Source organism: Chryseobacterium turcicum, from assembly GCF_021010565.1.
Lineage (GTDB): Bacteria > Bacteroidota > Bacteroidia > Flavobacteriales > Weeksellaceae > Chryseobacterium > Chryseobacterium turcicum.
Map to the genome: position 1 here is coordinate 297,906 of NZ_JAJNAY010000001.1, position 16,127 is coordinate 314,032.

At 32.8% G+C, this 16,127-nt stretch carries 17 protein-coding genes; 2 read left to right on the plus strand and 15 right to left on the minus strand.

Annotated elements, in window-relative coordinates; all coding sequences use genetic code 11:
- The first annotated feature begins 273 nt into the window (after positions 1 to 273).
- Together LO744_RS01465 and LO744_RS01470 are read left to right on the plus strand one after the other, a co-directional pair.
- On the plus strand, positions 274 to 684 hold the full coding sequence (locus LO744_RS01465) for a BrxA/BrxB family bacilliredoxin (protein WP_191178923.1): 411 nt from the start codon (positions 274 to 276) through the stop codon (positions 682 to 684).
- A 329-nt stretch (positions 685 to 1,013) separates the two neighbouring features.
- Positions 1,014 to 2,537 (plus strand): GH3 auxin-responsive promoter family protein, encoded by a 1,524-nt coding sequence (locus tag LO744_RS01470; protein WP_230666667.1) that lies wholly within the window; start codon positions 1,014 to 1,016, stop codon positions 2,535 to 2,537.
- A gap of 32 nt (positions 2,538 to 2,569) precedes the next feature.
- On the opposite strand, the gene LO744_RS01475 is transcribed toward LO744_RS01470, so the two are convergent.
- The 15 genes from LO744_RS01475 to LO744_RS01545 all read right to left on the minus strand — a co-directional run bounded on the left by LO744_RS01475 (position 2,570) and on the right by LO744_RS01545 (position 16,079).
- Entirely contained in the window at positions 2,570 to 2,974 is a 405-nt protein-coding gene (locus LO744_RS01475) for a hypothetical protein (protein WP_230666669.1), read from the minus strand.
- Positions 2,975 to 2,990: 16 nt separating this feature from the next.
- Complete coding sequence (locus tag LO744_RS01480; protein WP_230666671.1) at positions 2,991 to 3,329, minus strand: hypothetical protein; 339 nt, start codon at positions 3,327 to 3,329, stop codon at positions 2,991 to 2,993.
- A gap of 4 nt (positions 3,330 to 3,333) precedes the next feature.
- On the minus strand, positions 3,334 to 4,320 hold the full coding sequence (locus LO744_RS01485) for an endonuclease/exonuclease/phosphatase family protein (RefSeq protein ID WP_230666673.1): 987 nt from the start codon (positions 4,318 to 4,320) through the stop codon (positions 3,334 to 3,336).
- A 70-nt stretch (positions 4,321 to 4,390) separates the two neighbouring features.
- Entirely contained in the window at positions 4,391 to 5,383 is a 993-nt protein-coding gene (locus LO744_RS01490) for an endonuclease/exonuclease/phosphatase family protein (protein ID WP_230666675.1), read from the minus strand.
- 6 nt (positions 5,384 to 5,389) lie between these two features.
- A complete protein-coding gene (locus tag LO744_RS01495) occupies positions 5,390 to 6,121 on the minus strand; it encodes a rhomboid family intramembrane serine protease (protein WP_230666677.1) in 732 nt (243 codons plus the stop codon).
- Positions 6,122 to 6,125: 4 nt separating this feature from the next.
- On the minus strand, positions 6,126 to 7,907 hold the full coding sequence (gene mutL / locus LO744_RS01500) for a DNA mismatch repair endonuclease MutL (RefSeq protein ID WP_230666679.1): 1,782 nt from the start codon (positions 7,905 to 7,907) through the stop codon (positions 6,126 to 6,128).
- A gap of 184 nt (positions 7,908 to 8,091) precedes the next feature.
- The gene (locus LO744_RS01505) at positions 8,092 to 8,946 is read right to left on the minus strand and encodes a YoaK family protein (RefSeq protein ID WP_230666681.1); all 855 of its coding nucleotides are present in this window, start codon (positions 8,944 to 8,946) and stop codon (positions 8,092 to 8,094) included.
- A gap of 36 nt (positions 8,947 to 8,982) precedes the next feature.
- Positions 8,983 to 9,480, minus strand: a complete 498-nt coding sequence (locus LO744_RS01510; RefSeq protein WP_230666683.1) for a hypothetical protein — start codon at positions 9,478 to 9,480, stop codon at positions 8,983 to 8,985.
- Positions 9,481 to 9,626: 146 nt separating this feature from the next.
- The gene (locus LO744_RS01515; RefSeq protein ID WP_230666685.1) at positions 9,627 to 11,036 is read right to left on the minus strand and encodes a sensor histidine kinase; all 1,410 of its coding nucleotides are present in this window, start codon (positions 11,034 to 11,036) and stop codon (positions 9,627 to 9,629) included.
- A gap of 3 nt (positions 11,037 to 11,039) precedes the next feature.
- Positions 11,040 to 11,747, minus strand: a complete 708-nt coding sequence (locus tag LO744_RS01520) for a response regulator transcription factor (protein ID WP_230666687.1) — start codon at positions 11,745 to 11,747, stop codon at positions 11,040 to 11,042.
- Between the two features lie 147 nt (positions 11,748 to 11,894).
- On the minus strand, positions 11,895 to 12,176 hold the full coding sequence (locus LO744_RS01525) for a hypothetical protein (RefSeq protein WP_230666689.1): 282 nt from the start codon (positions 12,174 to 12,176) through the stop codon (positions 11,895 to 11,897).
- Between the two features lie 11 nt (positions 12,177 to 12,187).
- Entirely contained in the window at positions 12,188 to 13,258 is a 1,071-nt protein-coding gene (locus tag LO744_RS01530) for a type I restriction endonuclease (RefSeq protein WP_230666691.1), read from the minus strand.
- A 13-nt stretch (positions 13,259 to 13,271) separates the two neighbouring features.
- On the minus strand, positions 13,272 to 13,604 hold the full coding sequence (locus LO744_RS01535; protein ID WP_230666693.1) for a YegP family protein: 333 nt from the start codon (positions 13,602 to 13,604) through the stop codon (positions 13,272 to 13,274).
- A 119-nt stretch (positions 13,605 to 13,723) separates the two neighbouring features.
- Positions 13,724 to 14,389: a response regulator gene (locus tag LO744_RS01540; protein ID WP_230666695.1), complete on the minus strand. Its 666-nt coding sequence runs from the start codon at positions 14,387 to 14,389 to the stop codon at positions 13,724 to 13,726.
- A gap of 10 nt (positions 14,390 to 14,399) precedes the next feature.
- On the minus strand, positions 14,400 to 16,079 hold the full coding sequence (locus LO744_RS01545; protein WP_230666697.1) for a tetratricopeptide repeat-containing sensor histidine kinase: 1,680 nt from the start codon (positions 16,077 to 16,079) through the stop codon (positions 14,400 to 14,402).
- Between the last annotated feature and the right edge of the window lie 48 nt (positions 16,080 to 16,127).

Here is a 16,127-nt window from a genome sequence, read left to right on the forward strand (position 1 = left end):
TGAGGGAATTAGATTGACAGTAGATCTTCTCTAATGTCTTGAACTATAAATTCAATAAGTTTTTTTTCATGGAAATAGCTTTTAGAACCATTGCAAATCTATCAAAAAAATAACAATATGTGTGTAATAAATTTAATTAATATTAAAAATTATTATTTTATTCTTATATGTTAATCGGGATTTATTTTGTTTATTAAATACTTAGATAGTTTTTATGAATTGTAAACACATTAGAAATGTTGTAAATTTGTAAACACTTAAAAAAAATAAGAAATGTATCCAACAGATTTAGTTATGCCTATGAAGGCTGAGCTTACAGATAAAGGTTTCGCAGATTTAGCAACTCCTGCACAGGTAGAAGATGCTTTAAAGCAATCAGGAACTACTCTTTTAGTAATCAATTCTGTATGCGGTTGTGCAGCTGGAGCTGCAAGACCAGGAGTTGTTTATTCTTTAACAGGAGAAAAAAAACCTGATCATTTAACGACTGTTTTTGCAGGTTTTGATAAAGAAGCGGTAGAAGCTGCAAGAAAGCACTTAGCTCCTTTCCCTCCAAGTTCACCATGTGTGGCGCTTTTCAAAGACGGAGAGTTGGTTCATATGCTTGAGAGACATCATATCGAAGGTAATCCTGCAGGAGCAATTGCTGCTAACTTACAGGCTGCATACGACGAGTATTGTTAATCTAACAATAATAAAGTTTATAGAGAAACCATTGCAATTTTGTGATGGTTTTTTATTTTATAATAATATCACTTCCGGAGTTGATGATTAAAAATACGAATGGCTAAACATTGGGTTGAGGTATTAATGATCATATTACACGGTAAAAATTAGGGAACCTTATCGTGGAATATGCTTTTATAAAAATTGATACTACTAATTTTCTTTAAAACTGTGTTTTATTTTGATAATGAGGTTTTTATGTTCTATTTTGTTGTTTTTTAATGTTTTAAATAAGATATAAGGGTTAAAAATTCTGATGGAATATAAAATTTATTATATTTGTCTTAATGGCAACGAAAGCACTTTTCAATACGGTAGTTAATTGGTTTATCAAGCAAAGGATAGATCAGATTCAGAATTTTATGGATTATCCTATCGATACCCAGAAAGGAATTCTGTTTTCTCAATTATTCCATGCAGAAGACACCGAATATGGCAAGAAATATGGGTTTAATTCGATATCAAGTTATCAGGATTTTAAAAATAAAGTTCCTATCGTTTCTTATGAAGAATTTGAGCCGTATGTAGAACGTGCAAGACAAGGGCATAAAGATGTAAGCTGGCCGGGCTACATCAAGCATTTTGCTAAATCTTCGGGCACAACTAATGCCAAAAGTAAATTTATTCCTATCTCTGCTGAAAGTCTGGAATACTGCCACCTGAAAGCAGGAAAAGATATGGTGTCAATCTATGCCAATAACCATCCTGAAAATCAGCTTTTCACCAATAAAAATTTGCGTCTTGGCGGTAGTTCTGAATTGTATGCCGATTTTAATACAAAATTTGGTGACCTTTCGGCCATTTTAATTGATAACCTTCCTTTTTGGGTAGAAATTACCACAACTCCGAGTAAAAAAGTTTCGTTGATGGGAGAGTGGGAAAGCAAGCTTAAAGCCATTGTTTCTGAAGTTAAAAATGAAGATGTAGGAAGTATTTTAGGCGTTCCCAGCTGGATGATGGTCCTTTTACAAAGAGTTTTAAAAGAAACGGATGTAAAAAGCGTTTCTGAACTTTGGCCAAACCTGGAAGTTTTCTTTCACGGCGGAATTAGCTTTAAACCCTATAAAGAGCAGTATAAACCGATTATCGGAAAAGATATCAATTACTATGAAATCTACAATGCTTCTGAAGGCTTTTTTGGAATTCAGGACAGATCAAATAGTGATGAAATGCTTCTAATGCTCGATTATGGAATTTTCTATGAGTTTATTCCTATGGATGAGTTTTACCATTCTAATCGTAAGGTAGTGAGTCTTGAAGGGGTAGAAGTAGGAAAAAACTACGCAATGGTAATTACCACCAATGGCGGACTTTGGAGGTATTTAATTGGAGATACGGTGGTTTTCACTTCAATCAGTCCTTTTAGAATAAAAATTACGGGTCGTACAAAACATTACATCAATGCCTTTGGGGAAGAGCTGATGATTACTAATGTAGAATCTGCGTTATCTAAAGCTTGTTCGGAAACTAAATCTTCAGTTACTGATTTTACCGGAGCTCCGATTTTTATGAAAGAAAATGAGGGGGGTGCCCACGAATGGATTTTTGAATTTAGTGAGCATCCTGAAAATTTAGAAGTGTTTACTGATATTTTTGACCGTCATCTTAAAACCATTAATTCAGATTACGAAGCCAAAAGATACAATAATATTACATTGAGAAAACCGGTGGTTCACATCGCTAGACCCAATCTTTTCTATTCCTGGCTTGAATCTAAGGGCAAACTGGGCGGACAAAACAAAGTTCCGAGATTGAGTAACGACAGAGAGTATATTGATCCTTTATTGGAGCTTAATAGAGTAAGAGTATAAAAAAACCGCAGAATTTCTGCGGTTTTTATGTTTTATTTCTTTAAATCTTCTTTCAGCTTTTTCGCACCGTCTTCTACTTTCTGAGCGCCTTTTGAAGCAGCATCTTTTACACCTTTGCTCACATCTTGAGCTCCCGATTTTAAGTCTTTTCCTACTTTATGGGCTTCGTCTTTAATATCTTTACCGGCTTTACTGATGTCTTCTTTTGCTTTTTGAGCCGTATTGTCTATTTTGTTACCTGCTTCATCTACGGTATTTTTAATATCGCTTTTCGCTTTATCTATTTTTGAAGTATCTACCAATCCGGTACCGACTTCTGTAGTCGTTGTAGTCGTTACAGATCCGTCAGGATTTTCAGTTTTTTCAGTTGTTGATGATTTTGTGCATGCAACAAATAGTGTAGACACAGCTACTGCTGCTAAAATGTGCTTTTTCATAGTGTATATTTTTTAATTATTCTGTTGTTTTTGTTTCAATTGATTTATTTTCAGCTGCTTTTAGTTTTTTCTCAGCTTCTGCTTTCTTTTTATTCTCTTTTTCAAGTTCTAGGGTAATTCTTTTTTCTTCCTGTTGCAATTTTAATACCTCTTTTAAAGAATCCTGATATTTCTGCGAAGACATTCGTATTTGTCTTGCAATATCTACAGAAGTAGCCCCTGGCGAAAAAGAATCTATTGCGGTCGTATCGTATTTAATTTTTAATTCCTGAGTGGTATCTACAACTGGTTCGCGTTTAGAACAGGCAAGTGTTAATAAAGATAAAATTAGACTGGCAAAAACTACATTTTTCATGCAACTAATTTAATAGAAATTCGGCAATTACAGGATAGTGATCCGATAATTTTACAGAATAATCTACCTTATAGCTTTTAGGAATAATGCTGCTCGATGCAAAAATATAATCTATTCTCAAAGGAAATTTATAATCATGGAAACTTGTAGAGCTGCCATTTCCGGCTTTTACAAATACATCATCTAAGTTTTTAACCAAATTATAATATTCCCAAGAATTAGGAACCGAATTAAAATCTCCCGCAAGAATCACAGGATAAGGGGAATGATCAACCGCTTTTCTGATTTTTCTTACCTGATCTTCGTGTGTTTTGAAAGTAGGAATCAGTCTTGAAAGTAAGGCTTCAATTTTATTTTTTTCTTGCTTCTCAGAGTTTTTGTCCTCCATTCCAAGCATATTTTTATTGAGTCTGAAAGGTTCCAGATAAACATTGATAACCCTTACTATTTTACCATTAATATCAATGTCTGCATAAAAAGAATTGCCTTTAGAATCGTCATTGATTAAATCTCCCTGTCTAATAATTTTATGTTTGGTTTTTAATATCACCGAAGGATATTTTATCAAATCACTTCTTACCGCTCTGTTGGTATCTTTTTCCTGAACCAAAATAATATCGGCATTTTGATCCGTAATATATTTTTTTACCTTACTCCAACCTGAGCTTCCATATTTTACATTAAATGTTAAAACTTTTAGGTCTGTTTTTGCGGAATCGATTTCGTTGTTTTTCGGTGAAAAGTTGACCCATCGTCTTACAGGATTATAAAAAATAAATGTTGAAAGAATAAAAACGAGTGCTATTTTCTTCTTTTTAATAATCCAAATTAGGGTAAATATCAGATGGGCAAAAATTAAATAAGGAAAACCGAGCGAAAGAAGATTGAGCTTGCTGAAATAATTGGGTGGTATCCAGGCATTCGCAAATGTACTAAGTAATAATATTAAAACTCCTAGATGGATGAAAAGTAAAAAAGGAAACCGCTTCATGAAACTCAAAATATCTGTTGAGTAACAAAAATTCTGCCAATCAGTGATTTATGAAATTTGAATAGCGATTTTAATCTATTTTGAAAGTAGCTATCACCGGAAAATGATCAGAAAGATTGACCGAATGGTCAACAGTATAGCTCACTGGTTTTATAGATTCTGAAGTGAAAATATAATCTATTCTTAAAGGATATTTATAATCGTGAAAGCTTGTTCCGCTGCCTCTTCCTACTTCATAGAAAGCATCTTTAAGGCCAGTTCCCAAGTGATAATATTCATAAGAGTTGGGAACAGAGTTTAAATCTCCTACTAAAATTACAGGATAGGGAGAATCTTCAATATTTTGGCGTATGGTTGCTATTTGTTCCTGATGTTTTTTAAACGTAGGAATTAATCGCTTTACAATACTTTTTACTTTTTGCTCGTCTTGCTCACTATTTCCGTTGAGTTTGACCATGCTTTTTTCAAATTTGAAAGGTTGAAGATAGGTATTGATGATGCGGTAGGTTTTTCCTTTGATTTCTATATCGGTTAATTCTACAGAAGCATTGAAGTCTTCATTGTACATGCCTGCAAATAACTCTTTATGAAATACTTGTTTGTATTTTGAGTAGGTCCCAACGATTGGGTTTTTATATTTTTTTTCTAAATTATTAAACTGATACTCGTAATCTGCATCTTCCTGAATTAATACAATATCAGCATTTTGTTCATTAATAAATTTCTCAATGTTTTCTGGACCAAATTTCCCCCCTTTTACATTGAAAGTAACAATTTTAAGATTTGCTGTTTCTTTACTTTCAGAAGAATAATTAACCCATCTTTTGACAGGATTCAAGAAAAATAAACCTAAAAACATAAAGACAAATGCTCTTTTTTTCCAGCTAAAAATCCAGAAAAAAGTGAGTAAAATATATCCGACTACCAAAATTGGAAAACCTAAAGGCAATAAATTAAACCAAGGGAAAATTTTTGGTGGAATATAAGCATTCAGTAAAACTCCTGTTAGCAGCAGTAATAATCCTAAATGTAGAATGAGAAATATTAGTCGGAAAATTTTCACAATCTGTTATTTGAATCGGTATAAATGTCTTTTCCAAATAAGAGCTAAAATAAATCCAACGATTGCACCTCCTACGTGAGCTAAATGCGCAATTCCCCCAACATTTCCGGTAACACCTAATGCTATAGAAACAACAATGACTACTGGTAGTACATATTTTACTTTTACTGGAACGGGAATAAACATGATGCCGATTTTTGCTTCCGGATATAAGGTAGCAAAAGCTGCGATAACCCCGAAGATTGCTCCGGATGCACCTACCATTGGTACTGAAATAATATCTTTTAAATTTTCTATTAATCCTTGTTGAACTAAAACAGCTTCTGGGTTTCCTCTAAATTGAACAGATTCTCCAGCTAGATAACTATTAATATCAAACCCAAAACTCTCTAAACTTCCTTTTATTTGTTCGACTTCAACAAAATTCCATAAATTGAATAAGAAAAAGGCACCCAGCCCACTTAAAAAATACAGAATTAAAAACTTTTTGTCACCCAAACTTTGTTCTAGTATGGGGCCAAAGCTAAACAGTGTCAACATATTGAATAAAATATGCATAAAACTTCCATGCATAAACATGTGAGTGATGATTTGCCAAGAGTGAAAAAAGGGCGAGAATGGATAGAACGCCGCTAAATATGCATTTACTTGATTGTTATTTAGAAGAGTCACTACAATAAATACAATAACATTTATTATAATCAAACCTCTGGTAAGTGGGGGTATATTATTAAACATCTATTTAAAATTTATTTTTAAAATCATTAAACGGAATTTCATAAAAACATCTTTTCCCGTTGGGTAAAAACTCAGGGAAACCAAGTGCTGTAAAATCTTTAATTAGCTGTTCGGCATCAATTTTATAGATAAAATCAAAACGTGATTTCGAATGCATTTTGTTCCATTTGTTTTGGTAAAACTGCATAAATTCTTTTTCGTTTTTATATTCTAAAATCTCAAAAAGACTTTCTAAAAACGTCATCACCTGAGATTCTTTCAAACCTTCAGGCACCGCTTCAATTCTTAACACATTTTCGTGAGCAATGTGCATATCAAAACCAATTTCGGGAAGATATTTATTAATTGATTTATACTTGGCCTTCTCGGTTTCATTCATGTGGTATTCCAACGAAAACAAAAGAGATTGACTGTTGTTTGTAGCTTTTTTAGATTTTTTATTATTTTCTGTTACCAAAAGACGGTGCATTCTGCCTAAATCAAGCATTAATGTGCGGTCTCCTTTATTGAAAAGCCAATATCCATTAGGAAGGCGCATTAAATCTTCGTCAAAGTCTTCATCTTCAAAAAGATTGATTTTTGAAGGTTCCGCAGAGATATTCTGATGGTACATTTCTGTAAGGTTCTGAATTTCTGCTTTTATAGACTGTCTTTCTTCTAAAAAAGGATTGTAATTGCGGTCAACAATAATTTCCGGCATTTTAAGGGTTCCGATATTATTGCTTTTGCTCGGAAAACTTTGATGCATTATCGCATCAAGTTTTGGGTCTCTTTCAAAATCAAGACTTGGTGCTACATTGTAAATTCCTAAAGAACGTTTGATGGTAGAGCGGAGTAGGGCGAAAATAAGATGCTCATCTTCAAATTTTACTTCCGTTTTTTGTGGATGAATATTAACATCAATCTTTTCAGGGTCTAATTCCAGGAAAAGAAAAAACGTAGGAATATATCCAGGTAAAAGCAATCCTTCAAAAGCTTCTTGAACGGCTTTGTTGAAATACGGACTTTTAAAAAATCTTCCATTTACAAAAAGGAATTGTTCGCCACGTGTTTTTTTAGATCCTTCAGGTTTTGCTACAAAACCATGAAGTTGGCACCATAAAATATCTTCTTTAATAGGAATCAGTTGTGGATGTAGCTTTCTGCCGAAAATATCGACAATTCGCTGCATCTGAGTTCCTTTTCTTAATTTAAAAATCGGTTCGTCATCATGAAAAAGAGAAAACTCTAAACCTTCATGAGCGAGTGCAACACGCTGAAATTCATCAATAACGTGTCGGAATTCAATATTATTATTTTTAAGAAACTTTCTTCTTGCAGGAACATTATAGAAAAGATTTTTAACTAAAAAATTAGAACCTTCCGAGGTTTGCACCGGCTCCTGAAACTGGAAAACTCCGCCTTCAATGTAAATATTGGTTCCTAAAGCTGCGTCTTTAAGTTTAGTTTTTAATTCTACCTGAGAAACAGCAGCAATAGAAGCCAAAGCTTCACCACGGAATCCCTTAGTTGCTATTTTAAAAATATCTTCAGTTCCTCTTATTTTTGATGTAGCGTGTCTTTCAAAAGACATTCTTGCATCGGTCTCAGACATTCCTTTTCCATCATCAACTACCTGAATAAGGTTTTTCCCCGCATCTCTTACAATCAGCTCTATTTTTGTTGCTCCCGCATCAATAGAATTTTCCAAAAGTTCTTTTACAATAGATGCAGGACGCTGCACCACCTCACCGGCTGCGATTTGGTTGGCTACATGATCGGGTAAAAGTTGAATAATATCTGACATAAATGAGTATGAACTTACAAAAATAAGCAAAGCAAACAAGATTTAAAATAATAAAACCCTGAATTAAGATTAAGTTATCCCGAACTTTTGCACAATTTTATTAACAAAAAGCCTCTGTTTGAAAAAACAAACAAAGGCTCCAAACTAAGTATATGCAATTTGTGCTGCTACTTTAAAATAATTGCTACATCATTTTTTCTTCTAAAATCAATTTAGATTTTTCCGGTCGTTTTTGTTTTACGACGACTTCGGCGCTTCCGTGTATTCTGTCGTATAAATAAGCCATCAGATTAGGCTTTTTATAAATCTTTGAATATCGGTAGTTGGTGTAGAAATGTCTTAGGTGAATTTTGTAAAGATCATACCCGATAACGACCACCAAACAACTACTGATGACATAAAATACACTGAATTCAAGATAATAATACGTTAAACCCGAAAATACAGCGCCCATCACATAAGCAAGCATTACGCTTGATAAAAGCTTTGCTCTTGCAATCAACTCAGGGTCTTTTCTGTATTTTTTGTGCGTAAACATAGACATTAGAATCCCCAAGTCGGTGGTTGTTCCGGTAAGATGGGTAGTTTTTACCAAAAAGTTTGAGATACTCGCCGTTAAACCATTCTGCAAACCCGTTGCAAAAAGCATTAAAGCGACTAGGTATTCTGCTTCTTCCAGCGTTTTCTGATAATAAAACTGACCGTAAATTCCTACTGCTAAAAGACATAAAATCTCAATAACAATAGGCATTGCGTGAGCAAAATACTTACTTTTTTTATTGAAGTTGATAACGAAAAAGTTGGCGGTAAAACTTCCGAAAAAGAATAAGAAGATCCAGGCTCCGACAACCGCAACCTGATTCCAGTTTCCTTTGCTTATTTCTGCTGCAAAAACAGCATAATGCCCTGTTACGTTTGAGGTAAATGAGAGAAATATTAATAGAGATGCAATATTTATAGTTCCTGCCGTAAAAGCAGTCAGCGTCCCCAGTTTTATGTTGTCTCCCAACGTCCTGCTGTTACTATAATTTCTTAACATTTTAATTAAATTTTAAATAGTGATACATTGAGAGTATTAAACTTCTACAAAGACTTCTGCAAGTCTGCCTCTTTCAGGCATAAACTCCGGAGTTCCCAATACCATTTCATGAGAAACCAATTCTTTACACTTTTTGAGGTAAGGATTTAAATCAAATTTTCCTTTGGTATTTTTATTTTTAAGCGAAGGCGAATAGTAGGCTTCTGTAATTTCTTCAGCTTCTACATAATTGTTGAATGCTCTCTGGAAGCTTCCTGAAAAAACATCGCAAACAACCTTGTGTACTAATTGCGGATACTTGTTAACAATAATTCCGTAGGCATCACAAAATTCCTGCGTTCTTATTTTGCTGAAAATGTTAGATTTTGTGGTGAAGAGAAGATCTCTGATAGAATCTCCCATGTCGTAACCCGATACCAGTAAAATTTTGTACTGAGTGTCATTTTCCTCTGCGTTTTTCTCTTTTAAAACTCTTTTTAAAATATTTAAAGATTCAAGAGAATAATCTGTTGCTATTAAAATGGTTTTGATCATATCTTTAGATTTAGTTATGTACTGTCTTTTTGATAATACAAAACTATATCTGTAAGATTAGAAGCTCTTTGGAACGAAATTAAAATGTAATTAAAGAGATTAAAATGAGATTAGAATTTCATTTAAAGAAAAGCTTCTTTTTGAAGCTAAGATGGGTTTTCTTCCTTCTGAGTACCGTAAATAGTAGGAAAACGCATTTGTACCGTAGTTCCCTGATTTTCGTGTGAGCTCACCAACAATTCTCCGTTGTGCATTCTCACAATATTTCTGGCAAGAGGAAGACCGATGCCATAACCTTCGTAATTTCGGGTATTGGAAGCCCGGAAAAAAGGATCATAGATTTTATTCATTTCAGATTCTGGAATACCGATTCCATTGTCTTTTATAATGATGTAAAGGTCTGTATCTGTAGCTCCCAACGACACTTTTACCTGTTGATGATTAGAATATTTGCAGCCGTTATTGATAATATTTGCAACTGCAAGATGAAGAAGCTGTTCATTCCCCTGCACTTTCAGTTTTTTAGGGTTATCAGGAAGCATACTGATGTCTAAGAAAATATTGTTTCGGGAATCTATTTTTTTTAAAGTCTCGATAACATCCCATAAAAGTTGGTCAATTCTTACTTTATCGATTTTTTGAATTCTACCGTCAAATCCGGTTTGGGCGATTAATAAAAGTGCTTTTATTTTTTTATCAAGCTTTTCGGCTTCGTCTAAAATAATCTCGAGCGTTTCTTTATACTCTTCTGCAGTTCGGTTGATAGAAAGTGCCACATCAGCTTCACCCATAATCGATGTAAGCGGCGTTCTGAGCTCGTGTGAAACGTTTCCAATCAAATGGTTTTGAGTTTCAAAAGAAGTCTCAATTCTGGTCAACATCGTATTGAATGTTTCAACCAATTCATTAAGTTCTTTGTTGCCTGGTTGAGGTTCTAGTCTTAAATGCAGGTTTTCAGAGCTGATTTCTTTTACTTTTCCAGTGATTTTTAAAATCGGTCTGAATAAGGTTTTAGACAAATAAAAAGAGAAAATCATGCTGAAAAATATCGAAAGAATCATACATGTGATCAGTGTTCTTTTTAAAAAACCAAGATAATGTACGACGTAGTGGTTTTTGGCTGAAGCAATGGCGATGTAATCTTTGTTTTGATATTTGAAAGTCTGACCGATATAATAAAATTCAGAATCGTTGTAATTGGCTTCACCAGATCTGATTATATTTTTAAAAAATGTGTCCGGAATATGTACTTCGTGGGAGATTTTTTTGAAATTTGAATCTGCCGGAATGGCAAAAACATAGTCTCTTTCCATCGGAAGTTCTTCGTCATTCCTGCTATTGAGAATGTAGTTTTCAGGAAGATCGAGATGTTCTTTGCTTTTCTCAATCTGTACAATTGTGGTTGTACGTATTTTTAACAATTCATAAAACCTTTGATGCGAAAAATTAACAATAGAAAAGTACACCGATCCCCCAAAAATCAAAATAACGGTTGTAAAAACAGCCATCAAAAGGATCATTGTTTTAGTTTGATTGGTAACGACTCTATTAAACATTTTCTAAGGTTTTTTTAAAACATATCCCATTCCTATTACGGTGTGGATGAGTTTGCTATCTTCTTGGTTATCTATTTTTTTTCGTAAATAATTGACATAAACATCCACAACATTAGTTCCCAGTTCGTAATTAACTCCCCAAACGGCATCTAAAATTTCGGCTCTTGAAATTACTTTTTCGGGATTATTGAGGAAATACATCAGAAGTTTATATTCTGTAGATGTTAAAGAAACCTCTTCATTGGCACGAATTACTTTTTTGGTGTAATCATTCACTATTAAATCTGAAGCCTGAAAAACATGCTCGTTATCAATTTCGTTTTCGGCAGCGTTTGGGGTATTAATTGGGCTGCTTCTTCTAAGCAGAGATTTTACACGGGCTACCAATTCGATAAACTTAAAAGGCTTTACGAGATAATCGTCGCCGCCATTTTCTAAGCCCAAGACAATGTTTTCTGAAGTTCCCAATGCGGTTAAAAAAAGAATAGGAACACTTTTGTTGGTTTTTCTGATTTCTTTGCAGACATCCAGTCCGTTCATTTCGGGCAACATAATATCGAGAATGACCAAATCGAAATCATTTTCCTGCACCAAACTGACGCCAGTGCGACCGTCAAATGCTACAGAAATTTCATATCCTTTTTCCTGAAGTCCTTTTTTAATAAAAGAGACTACGCTGGTTTCATCCTCAATCAGAACAATTTTTTTCATAAAAATAGTGAACTTCACAAAAATAGGAAAAAGATTATAAACGGGAAATTCTGTTTTTTGATTTTAGCTCAACAAAAAAGACGAATGTAAAATTCGCCTTTCGCTATATATGGAATGTGTTTTTAGTTTTTATTTGAAAATAGGATATTAATTACAGCCTGAGCAATATGATCTGTCTACATATTGTTTGCTGCTTCCGGTGTAATAATAGCAGCCGCCTCTTTTTCCAACATATAAAGTACGACCGTTATAAGTACAATCTTTGCTTGTAGAAGCAGTTGTAGTTCTTTTCTTTTTACTTTTTTTGCTATTCTTTTTAGGTTTTGTATTTGAAAATTCTGTTTTAGCAGTTGAATTTTCTTTGGCTAAAAAGTTAGCAGGTAATAATAATCCTAAACCTAAAAGGCTTGTAAATAGTAGCTTTATCATGGTTCTTAGTTTTATGAATAATTTTCTAATGTCTGATGTAGCTGCTCCCTGTAATTATATATTTCATCCAGGTTATTTAGCAACACTTTTTCTCCGGCATCTTTTCCGTTATGGAATGTTTCCAGATATTTATTTGCGGTATTAAAATGCAATCTGCAAAGAGGTTTTCGATTATTGTCATCCAGTAAAATCCCGAAATAGGACAAGGTATCTCTGTAAGCAATTCTTACAGAAGGAATTTTTTCTCTCAAAATAGCTTTTACAATCTGAAATCCTTCCAGTTCTTCTTCGGTAGTTACAATTTTAGAATCATTATTTTCATCGATTGATGGTGATGTTTTTATATCATCATCCTGCTTTTCAATTTGCTCATTAATGCTCAGTGCAGATTTTAGTCTGAAACTAATAGATTCGTTAATAGAAGTTGTTAATGCTTTTTTTGCATATTCTTTAAACGAAATCATTCGGTTTGCAGTTAAAGGTTTTTCAAAAAATCGGTTAACTAATAGTTTCACTAATTCATCAGACGGATTTTCTATTTCTTTTTCAAATTCTTTTCTGATGGCCTTGATGTATTTTAATGCTTCTGCAGAATCCAGAATACTTTCGAGGTTGTAATCTTTCTTGGTAAAGCTTTCCAGAATTTTAATCGAACTGTCTTTTAAGTCTTCAATATTGATGGTGAAAAACGGCTTTTCATCCATAATATTAGGCTTTTCAAGATCTGTATAAAAGTTGTAGACAATTCCGTTGGTGAGAACGCCGAATCTTGTTTTTGAAACATGATAATATCTGTGAAGTTGAGAATTGTGTGCATCAACATTTTCCTTCCAATGTTTGCATTCAATAATAAATATAGGTTCATCGTTGTTTTTGATAACGTAATCTACTTTTTCACCTTTTTTGGTACCAATATCACAAACATGCTCGGGAACAACTTCTGTAGGATTGAAAATATCATACCCCAAAATCTGTATAAAAGGCATTACAAAAGCGTTTTTTGTAGCTTCTTCTGTGCTGATTAGCTCTTTTAGGCCGACCACTTTTTGGTGTAGTTGTTCTAATTTAATTTTAAGATCCATAGTGTTATTATTTTTAAAGAGTTTCATCAACAATCTCTGCAGTTGGAGCATTCGTTTTTACAGAAGAAATTCCGATTTCCATGCTCGATTTTGAACTGTAATATTGGCTTTTTCCAATGATTTCACCGTTTCTTGCTTTCAGAACGAAATAGCTTTTATCATTTACAGCAACTCTTCTATCATACCTTGAATCATCTTGTGAATTGATTTTTACAGATTCAATTCCTTTATGACAGTTTGCTTTTATAGTGTAACCTTCACTGGTTAGTATAATTTCACCGTTTTCGGCTTTCAGATTAAATTGATATTCATCGTTTTTTCTTTTGCTGATCGTAAATTTTCCCATAATTGATTTTGTTTAATACCCCAAAAGTATAAACCTTTCAAAACCAATCCTTACGGGAAACCGTAAAACAAAAAACCTTTCAAAATATTGAAAGGTTTAGAATGGCTAATTAAGATGGGTTATATAATTCCTAAATCTTTGCAGAATGCAACCAATTGTTCATTATTGCTTATTCCCAAATCTTCTTTCAGGGTATTGAGCTTCTTTTCAATACTGCTCAAACTGTTGGGTTTTATATTATTGTTTTGTAGAAATACCGGAATGTTTTTTTGTAAAACCCCTTGAGAAAGTAGTGAGACTAAAGTAATATCGTAGTTGGTGAACTCATAATTATTTAATGTCTTTACGTCTTGTTTAAGGTCTAGGGAAAGATAATTTTCATTGTTATAAACGGAAGCAATTGCTTTTTTTAATTCTTTAGAATCGTGTCTTGCTTTTCGCACATAGCCGTTTATGCCATAATCATTAAAAAGCGAGTCGATTATTCCGGATTTATGTTCGGCGGAAAAAACAATAATTTTTAAATCAGGTTGCTCTTTTCGGATGGCTGAGATTAACTCGCGACCGTCTTTTAATGTTTGAGGATGATGGTCTTCTTCATAATAAAGATCGGTGATGAGCAAATCATACGGTTTTTTTTCGCGAATGGCTTTCTGAGCTTTTGATAAGGCATCATCACAATAGTAGACGTACTCAAAATTATCAATTTTGAGATCTTCTAAAGTTTTTTGCACTGAAATATTGATACTTTCGTGATCTTCGGAAATTAAAATTTTTTTAAACATTTTTATATTTTTAAGAAACGGGAAATGATATGTTAATCTTAAGCCCTTTTTCGGTTTTGGTTTCAAAAGTAATTTTTCCGTTGATGTTTTCTATACGGGAAACCGTATTTGATAGACCATTTTTAAAAATTAACTCATCAGAAACCCCAATTCCGTTATCTGTGTATTGAATATTAATTTGATTATTTATTCTTTCAAACTTAAAAATAACATTGCTTGCCTCACTGTGCTTTTTCATATTGACCAACAGTTCACGAATGACTTGGTAAACGTCAGCTTGAGTGGAATTGGTCGTGTCTTTCCAAGTTTCTTTTTGATTTCCAACGGTGAATGTATTGATTTTCTCATTTTTAAAAGAAGCGACTAATTTTGAAATTTTTTCGTGGAAAGCTTCATCGTGAGAATCAGGATTTTCGTAGGAGATATCTCTAGATTTTTCATAAACAAATTCCAATTCATCAAGCGCCTGTTCTTTATTGAAATCGTCTTGATTTTCAATTTTTGTCATCACCTGATAAATTCCGTTGGCAACGACGTCGTGTACTTTTTTGGATGTTTTAAGCTGTTGTTCTTTTAATTTGTTTTCAGATTCTAGTAGTAGTCTTTGTTTACGTTTTCTGTACCAAATTATTCCTGAAATTCCTGCAATTAAAGCTAAAATAGAAATACTATAATTTAAAATTTGCTGTTTAATAATCTGGTATTTTTTTTCAGAAATATCTTTTTGTAATTTTAAATTTTGTGCTTTATTTTCTTCAGTTTCAAAACGAATTAAAGCAAATTGATTTTTTGCAGAATTTCTTGCTAATGTGAGACTGTCATTAAGTGAAGTAAATTCGTTAAAGTATTTTACATAATCATTAGGATTTTGAATTATTAAGTTTTGTAATACTTCTAATTGATCGTCAGGATTTTTCATTTGCTTTGTCACTCTATATCTATCATTCGAATACATTCGTGTCTTATTAATATCCTTATTGTGGTAGTATTCTACAAAACTTGCCAAGACATAATTTTGTCCACTTACATCTTTTTCTTGTTTTCTTATCTTATACGACTCTTCATAGAGTGGTATGGGATTATAGTTATTATTGATTAAGTAATTTGCTTTTGCATAATTGTTTATAACACGAGCATAATCAACTTTATTAATTTTCGCTTTTTTACTTTTAAGAATATATTTAAAATGATTTAAAGCTCTGAAATATTCTTTTTTTTGTAAATATGAATTACCAATATTATTAAAATACGCTAATTTAGTAATAGTGTCATTTGATAATTTAATTGCTTTACCATAAAATTCTATAGCTTTATCATATTGTTTTAAATTTTCAGATACTATTGCTAAACAGTTATAGTTTGAAGAGAGTATTTCTAAATTTTCATTTTTTTTAGGAGACAAAATTTTATTTGCTTCGATAGATACTTGTTGGCTTCCATAGTAGTCGCCTTGGTTAGACATAATAATTGCCATATTTACTAACGATTTTCCAGCCATTAATGAATCTTTATTAATTAAAAACTCTTCTTTTGCAGAGTTATAATATTTAAATGCAACCTCTTCATTTGTCGCCTCTTTAGCCAAAACATAATTCTTATTAATTACGGTTTTTAGGGGAGTTTCGTTTTTTTCTACATCTTTACATGAGAAGATAAGATAAAGAATACTAAAAAGATAAAGTCGTTTCAAGTGTTATTAATTTAGCACTAAAATAAAAAAAAGAGCCGTAAGAAACGA

Bases quoted from the DNA above. Each gene is read 5' to 3' on its own strand.
- LO744_RS01465 (WP_191178923.1), top strand. From the start codon at position 274: ATGTATCCAACAGATTTAGTTATGCCTATGAAGGCTGAGCTTACAGAT.
- LO744_RS01470 (WP_230666667.1), top strand. From the start codon at position 1,014: ATGGCAACGAAAGCACTTTTCAATACGGTAGTTAATTGGTTTATCAAG.
- LO744_RS01475 (WP_230666669.1), bottom strand. From the start codon at position 2,974: ATGAAAAAGCACATTTTAGCAGCAGTAGCTGTGTCTACACTATTTGTT.
- LO744_RS01480 (WP_230666671.1), bottom strand. From the start codon at position 3,329: ATGAAAAATGTAGTTTTTGCCAGTCTAATTTTATCTTTATTAACACTT.
- LO744_RS01485 (WP_230666673.1), bottom strand. From the start codon at position 4,320: ATGAAGCGGTTTCCTTTTTTACTTTTCATCCATCTAGGAGTTTTAATA.
- LO744_RS01495 (WP_230666677.1), bottom strand. From the start codon at position 6,121: ATGTTTAATAATATACCCCCACTTACCAGAGGTTTGATTATAATAAAT.
- mutL (WP_230666679.1), bottom strand. From the start codon at position 7,907: ATGTCAGATATTATTCAACTTTTACCCGATCATGTAGCCAACCAAATC.
- LO744_RS01505 (WP_230666681.1), bottom strand. From the start codon at position 8,946: ATGTTAAGAAATTATAGTAACAGCAGGACGTTGGGAGACAACATAAAA.
- LO744_RS01510 (WP_230666683.1), bottom strand. From the start codon at position 9,480: ATGATCAAAACCATTTTAATAGCAACAGATTATTCTCTTGAATCTTTA.
- LO744_RS01515 (WP_230666685.1), bottom strand. From the start codon at position 11,036: ATGTTTAATAGAGTCGTTACCAATCAAACTAAAACAATGATCCTTTTG.
- LO744_RS01520 (WP_230666687.1), bottom strand. From the start codon at position 11,747: ATGAAAAAAATTGTTCTGATTGAGGATGAAACCAGCGTAGTCTCTTTT.
- LO744_RS01525 (WP_230666689.1), bottom strand. From the start codon at position 12,176: ATGATAAAGCTACTATTTACAAGCCTTTTAGGTTTAGGATTATTATTA.
- LO744_RS01530 (WP_230666691.1), bottom strand. From the start codon at position 13,258: ATGGATCTTAAAATTAAATTAGAACAACTACACCAAAAAGTGGTCGGC.
- LO744_RS01535 (WP_230666693.1), bottom strand. From the start codon at position 13,604: ATGGGAAAATTTACGATCAGCAAAAGAAAAAACGATGAATATCAATTT.
- LO744_RS01540 (WP_230666695.1), bottom strand. From the start codon at position 14,389: ATGTTTAAAAAAATTTTAATTTCCGAAGATCACGAAAGTATCAATATT.